The sequence below is a fragment of the Paraburkholderia phenoliruptrix genome (genome assembly GCF_902859825.1).
Lineage (GTDB): Bacteria > Pseudomonadota > Gammaproteobacteria > Burkholderiales > Burkholderiaceae > Paraburkholderia > Paraburkholderia phenoliruptrix.
In genome coordinates this window covers 1-6,265 of sequence record NZ_CADIKB010000081.1, presented here as the reverse complement: position 1 = coordinate 6,265, position 6,265 = coordinate 1, and the positions used below count along the sequence as shown (strand labels likewise).

Annotated in this window: 4 protein-coding genes; all 4 read left to right on the top strand. The window is 51.4% G+C overall.

Annotation, left to right across the window (positions count from 1 at the left end):
- Window positions 1-817, top strand: an 817-nt coding sequence (locus tag HV711_RS32670) for a DUF2345 domain-containing protein (RefSeq protein WP_175145634.1), incomplete at its 5' end; no start/stop codon positions are given.
- 6 nt (window positions 818-823) lie between these two features.
- The gene (locus HV711_RS32665; protein ID WP_035484023.1) at window positions 824-3,403 is read left to right on the top strand and encodes a glycoside hydrolase family 19 protein; all 2,580 of its coding nucleotides are present in this window, start codon (window positions 824-826) and stop codon (window positions 3,401-3,403) included.
- On the top strand, window positions 3,396-4,238 hold the full coding sequence (locus tag HV711_RS32660) for a hypothetical protein (protein ID WP_175145632.1): 843 nt from the start codon (window positions 3,396-3,398) through the stop codon (window positions 4,236-4,238). The genes HV711_RS32665 and HV711_RS32660 overlap by 8 nt, the downstream gene beginning before the upstream one ends.
- Before the next feature lie 915 nt (window positions 4,239-5,153).
- On the top strand, window positions 5,154-5,558 hold the full coding sequence (locus HV711_RS33745; RefSeq protein ID WP_244142799.1) for a PAAR domain-containing protein: 405 nt from the start codon (window positions 5,154-5,156) through the stop codon (window positions 5,556-5,558).
- Window positions 5,559-6,265 lie beyond the last annotated feature (707 nt).

Below are 6,265 nucleotides of genomic sequence, written 5' to 3'. Positions count from 1 at the left end.
GTTTCAGACCAGTGAGCTCAATCTTGGACATATGGTCGATGAGAACCGGAAGGAGCGTGGGCAGGGTGCAGAGTTGCGGACTGACGGCCATGTCGCAGTGCGAGGTGCGAAAGGCGTACTCATATCAGCGGAGCCCCAAGCCGCAGCCACGGGCGAGCAATGCGCGATGCAGAATGCTGACGACACATTCCGGCAATCCGAAGAGATCCTCAAGACGCTCAACCACAGCGCCGGCGTCGCGAAGGCTCTGCTCGCGGAAGTCGAAAGACAACGGGCCCTTGTCGACCAAAACCTGTCCCAACTGCAGAAGTGCGTGGTCGTTGCAAGTGCACCTGACGGCATGGGGCTGTCGAGCGGTAGTCACTTTCAGCTTGCTGCGCGCAAACAACTTTTCATGACCGCAGGCGGTGGTCTTGACGTCGGCGTCATGAAACGCATAGCGATAGCTGCTGGCGAAGCGATTTCGCTCTTTGCTGCAAAGCTCGGTATCCGCATTTTCGCCGCACAGGGCAAGGTGCAAGTGCAGGCTCAGAGCGATGAACTGGAGTTGATCGCGCTCAAGAAGGTCACCATGAGTTCATCGACTGATGAGGTAACCGTCACGGCTTCAAAGGGCATCATCTTGGGTGACGGTGCCGGAGCCTACATCAAGATTGCCAGTGGACGGATCGAGTTGGCCAGCCCCAGTGGCCAGATCGACGTAAAGGGTAACCTGCAAGTGGACGATTCAGCCAGAGGGAATTTCACATTCCCAAGCTGGGTAACGTCCGCGCCGAAGGACGTGAAGAGCCATCTGGGCTTCGGTTTTTCTGAATAGGACACCATGGCAAACAGTTCAGCGCCGAACGCGGCACTCACTCCGCTCAAGCAGATAGCATTCGCTTTCCCGTTTCGCAAGAAGGGGCAGGGCAATGGCGCTTTAGCGACGGATATCACCGATGAGCACGACATGTATCTGCTACTGAAGCAGGAGCCGACGGGGAGCTTCCCGGTTAGCGCCAGTGGCATGTGGCACGGTGGTATCCATATCAGTGAGGCCGGAGCGGGGCAGGGGTTAGATCTGAAGGGAGGCGTGCGTTGCATCGCTGATGGCGAGGTAATAGCGTGGCGCGTGAACCGTAAGTATCTCGCAAGTACGCTGCCACCTCAGAATGGTGGACCTGAAATCAACGCTCAGTACAGCACGGGTTTTGCGCTCGTGCAGCACTCAATGGAATTTCCGCGCGGCAAGAAGTGGCCCTTCTTTAGCCTGTACATGCATCTCCAAGACTATGCTAGCTACGAAGCTGATCCGGCGCTTCCCTGGCCGGGCTATTGGTCCGCGAAATATCAAGTAACCGAGGACACGGTAGATAAGCCGACGGCTTTAGCAAGTGGTCAGGATCCTTCAGTCGATCAGACAGGATTGCGCGTCAGGGTGAATAGAACGCATGGCGCCACCGTGGGTATTCTCCCCCGAGGGACTCTGGTGTCACTCTCCAAGCGTGAAGGGGAGTGGGGGCAGATAGCGGAAGACCCAGGCGCTCTAATCGCTCCTGCAGTTGGAGGTTACGTGGCTTCGGGTGCCGCAATAGGCAAGTGGATTTTCCTCGGAAAGGAACACGGGCACCTAGGCCCCGTTGTAAAAAAAGTCATGCCGGATTCGGTCTTTGACTGCGTCAACGTTATACCGCAGCCTGAACAGCGGTTAAAAGTCAAAGCTGGAGACGTACTCGGATATCTGGGGCGTTATGATTCATTGCGCGACCAGACCTCAAATCGCGTGGTGCATATCGAGGTCTTCAGCGACGACAGCATCAAGCAGTTCATTATTGACGGACGGGCTGCGGTCAATGCCAACATAACAACGCCGGCGAACTGGAGCCAGCTCGGCTTGTCGGCGGCCCCGACGATCTTGCGCATTGCCGCTGGCACTACGCTCTACGACAAGGACCCGGTTGCAGGAACACCTCCGCAAGCGAGCGCGCAGGCAAAGAAAACCGATGTAACACAAGTCGAGACATTTTCTGTGCTGCAGAACCATACTGGGAACTCGTTCCTGGAGACGAGTCCAGGTAACGACGGCCAGAAACGACACTGGTGGAAAGTGGATAGCGCGGATATACAGCGTAATGCCATTTCAGGCTGGGTGCGCGAGCAGAGCTTCGCTGGTGGCACCGTTACGCAGGAACACTCACAAAGCTGGATTGATTTCGAGTGTCACGACGAGGATCACGATCCGACTCACACAATTTTCGCGAGCGCTGCAGATTACGTCGCCTATACAAAGGGGAGTGATGATCCGACCGCGGGTGCTATTGGCAAGCTCAGTCCGCTGATGACCGCAATCTACCGTGCATTGTATCCTTCCGGTGATGGCGCCCATGCGGCAGAAGAACTTCGCAATACTGGACAAAACCCAGAAGGCAGCTCATTTCCGTGGGTTGCCTTTCGGGCATCACGTCTAATTCCTAGGCACGAAAGCGAGTGGGCGAACCCAGCGAAGTGGCAGGAACTGGTCAGTGCAATCGAGCAGAGCAACGAGCCGGAGCCTGAGCACGAAGAGGAGAAAAAGCGCATCGCAAAGCTTGTGTGGTGGGATGAAGTACAGGCAGGCGTACCTGGCTTCCCGGGACCAGATGTATTCCATATCCACCCGGCTGCGCTGGTGGGAAATTTCGCCAGCAAAAATCTTGTGTGCAAAAAGTGCGGAACAGTAATCACATTGACCAAGAGCTTCATGAGTAAAATTGCTCCGGGTGCCAACGTCGGCGTCGCCGATGAATTAATTCGCGCATCAAAGGATGTTTTCAAAAAGTACGGTGTTAACAGCTGCCGCCAAATAAAGCATTTGCTGGCCCAAGCCAAGGTCGAGACGACACGCTTTACCTCATTTAGAGAGTCGCTCAATTATGTGAGCTACACCGGACAGAGCTTATATAACATGGCACCCACCGCTATTAATAACGGATTTGCTCGTAAACATATGATATTTCCAACCCCTGCGGCCAAAATAGCATGGATTCAAAATCATTTGATCGCGAATGATCCGGCATACGGAGAACATTGCTTTGGTGTAAATGCGCAACCCGGAAAAGATTTTCGCGGTCGCGGTTTATTACAGTTGACATTTTACGAAACCTACAAAAGGTGCGGCGATGCGATCGGATATGCTATTGACAGTCAGCCAGAGCTTGTCGAGAGCAACCCTAGAGTAATCATAGAAACCGGGCTATGGTTTTGGGCGAACAATGGAATTGGTTCGATTGCTGACAATCCGAACACTATCGGTGACGATGGAGTGAAGAAGGTTACATACCCAATAAATTCGGGGTATAAAGCCCTATCCGAACGACAACGATTTCATAGGGAAATTTCAGTCATATTCAATCAAGAATTCTCGTCGGGGTGCACAGATGATTAAGGCCATGTTTCCTATGACAATCGCCCTTGTGACTGGTTCGGTGTGCGCGAAGAGTACATGTTCCGACATCCCCGGCCAGCAGAGTTATCCGCCCTTGAGGATCGAGAGAGGAACGATCTGCTTTATTCAAGAGTCGGTACATGACCCTAAGACGGGGGCTCCAATCGAGGCCAGTGCATTTTCTTTGTATTACATATCCGATGGGGGTTCACCTGTGAAAGCGGAAGGGCGAGGTCTTCTCTATGATGATACTCCCGGCGAGATTGTCGATGCATTCTCATCGAGAACCGATCGCAATCACGGAGAAAGAATTTTCGTGACCCATTTCGTGAAAGTACGAGAATCTCTCGTAGAGCCAAATTCATCCGGTAAGTTTTACTCGGTTTCTGTATTTGAACGGATGGGGAGCACTCTGCGTCGTGATGAGCGCAGTTCCGAATGGTACGGGGCTGACTACAGTTGGCTATCAGATGGGAGAAAGGTAATTTATAAATTCCCATACCAATCACGAACAGATGTACGTCGGGCGATTTACTCTCCTTTTGCCCTACTGATGAATAGAGAGGAACCGATTCCCGTCACGTTGAAAGAGAAGAGTTATTTGTATAACGGTCCGAATATTAAAAATAAGACAAAGAAATATCTAATTGCGGGCGATCGAGTGAACGTCGATAAAGTTACGGCAGGATGGTGCGAAGTAAACTACTCCGGCGGAGCAAAAAAGCCCTTACAGATGTGGTTGATGTGCGATGCGCTTGATACCGACATGAACGAAAAAAACCAAATCGGTGGTCGGTGCGGCAACCATGAAAACGGATGTCGCTTTCGAGAGTGAGCGAAATTTATTGCATGTCACATTCTCGCTGTATCTATTACATTTAACTCATAAGCGACAAAATTGGATTTGTATAAATAGAATTATTAAATAGTGAAGAAATTCGCGTACGAAGGCGACGGACCGAGTCACAGGAGGGAGCTTTGCTCGGACCGCATCAAGGTGAAAGCGCGATCAGCAGTATTTTCTGGGTTGCAAACGACCTCCCCGAACTGCAGATCAGCGCTCAACGCCCCACAGGTCAACGCAATTACGGCTGTTGTGACTCGCATACTGACAGTATGTAGTCCGGGGTGAAAAATTTTCAAGCGCTTGGAATAAAGGAAATTTCAAATGATAATAAGATTAATTCGATTTTTCGTGATCACGTGGACGAGTATTGCGTATGGTCCGGTGTTCTCTCAAGAAGCCACGCTATGCAATCCACACGAGGAGATATATTTTAGTTGCCATTTTGGTAAAAAATTGCTTCAGTTTGCGCATCTGGAAATATATCGCCTAGCAATGGCTATGTTCAGTATCGGTTCGGCAGGGTGGGCCGTATTGAACTGATATATCCAAAACTTCCGTATTCGCCGATGAATTTTTTCTCGATTAGTGACATTGACAAAGGAAGTGTTAAAGTCAAGCACTTGAAATTCAGACCTGGTCGATATGATTATGTTATTTACAGTGGCTTCCCGTCTGGGTTGTATATAAAAGAAGATGGAAAAATTACTTCAAATTTGATCTGTGACTCCGGAGGCTATGAATCGATAAGCCCTCGCGCTTTTCGAGGCATTCCCACAAAACCACCCCAGGGCGACATTGATGATTAGAGGGCAGGATGGTGTGGAGTGGACTACTTCGGCGGAGCAAGAAAATAAAGATGCGGTTAATGTGTAAAACGCTCAATAGTGACGTGAAATGGAAAGAATGAAAGTAGTGGCCGGTCCGGTAGCCGTGAAGTGGGACGCCGCTTTGGTAAGTGAGTCGATCCTATTGCATTGCTTAATTCCTTTGCGTCGCTTAAATTCAACTCATAAACTGACAAGTAGAATTTATATAAAAGGTTATCGTGTAATGAAGAAATTGGTGTGCGAAGGCGACAGCACGAGCCACGGCGGAAAAGTTCTTTCTGGCTCGGACCGTATCAAGGTGAAAGGACGAAGGGTCGCAAAAATGGGGGTTCTGGTGTCCTGCCCGATTCACGGGGATAACGAAATCGTTGAAGGAAGCGACCGCATGAAGGACGCGGGCACTCCGTTGTCAAGGGACGGCGATGCGACGCAGTGCGGTAGCGTTCTGATCGCATCCACAGGCGGCGCTACCGTCGGCTAAGAACGATGCCCGTTGATTTTTTGCGCGTCCCGCCGAGGGTGGACGTACCGCACGTTTCTCGGCCTTCGATTCTTGTTTGGACATTGCTCCTATGTCTTGTGATTACAGGTTGTGTGGCGCTGGCCGCGTTCGTGTGGCCAGCCGGTAATGCTGATAGCGTAGTGTTCTGGTTATGTGCAATTGGGCTTCCTATCCTTGCATGGAGCTTCTTGCTGTGTTGTCGACTTGCCTATCTCTATGGATGCCTAAGCGCTGCGCTGGCCACAAATAAAATCAGTGATGCGATAGAAGCGCAGTGTCACGAATCGTCAAGTCAGCCGCTTGCCGTGCTGGGGAATGTCTGGAAATTCAGTTCCGACGAAGAGGAGAATTCGCTCGATGCCCTCGTCGACGGAATGACGAAGTTACGGCCTGTTGCCAGTCAGGCTGTGCCGAACACCGACGTCATTGCCAGATGGCTGGACGTCCCGGGGCGCCAATTTTACTCAGGCAACGCGCGAACTGAACACGCTCGCCAATCGGAGCTTTGCGAATGGTTACTCAACCAGATGGTCGATGACATAAAGTCTAAGCTTATTAGAATTCCTCATCAGGTTTCGCGGCAATGTCCCAGGCGTAGTTGAAGGTTGAAGGCGGCGGTTCGCCAGTGGAATCCGAGAGAATCGGGTTTCCAGGACCAACCTCCCGAACAGGGAACCAAGGAGAAC

Bases quoted from the DNA above. Each gene is read 5' to 3' on its own strand.
- HV711_RS32665 (WP_035484023.1), top strand. From the start codon at position 824: ATGGCAAACAGTTCAGCGCCGAACGCGGCACTCACTCCGCTCAAGCAG.
- HV711_RS33745 (WP_244142799.1), top strand. From the start codon at position 5,154: ATGAAAGTAGTGGCCGGTCCGGTAGCCGTGAAGTGGGACGCCGCTTTG.
- HV711_RS32660 (WP_175145632.1), top strand. From the start codon at position 3,396: ATGATTAAGGCCATGTTTCCTATGACAATCGCCCTTGTGACTGGTTCG.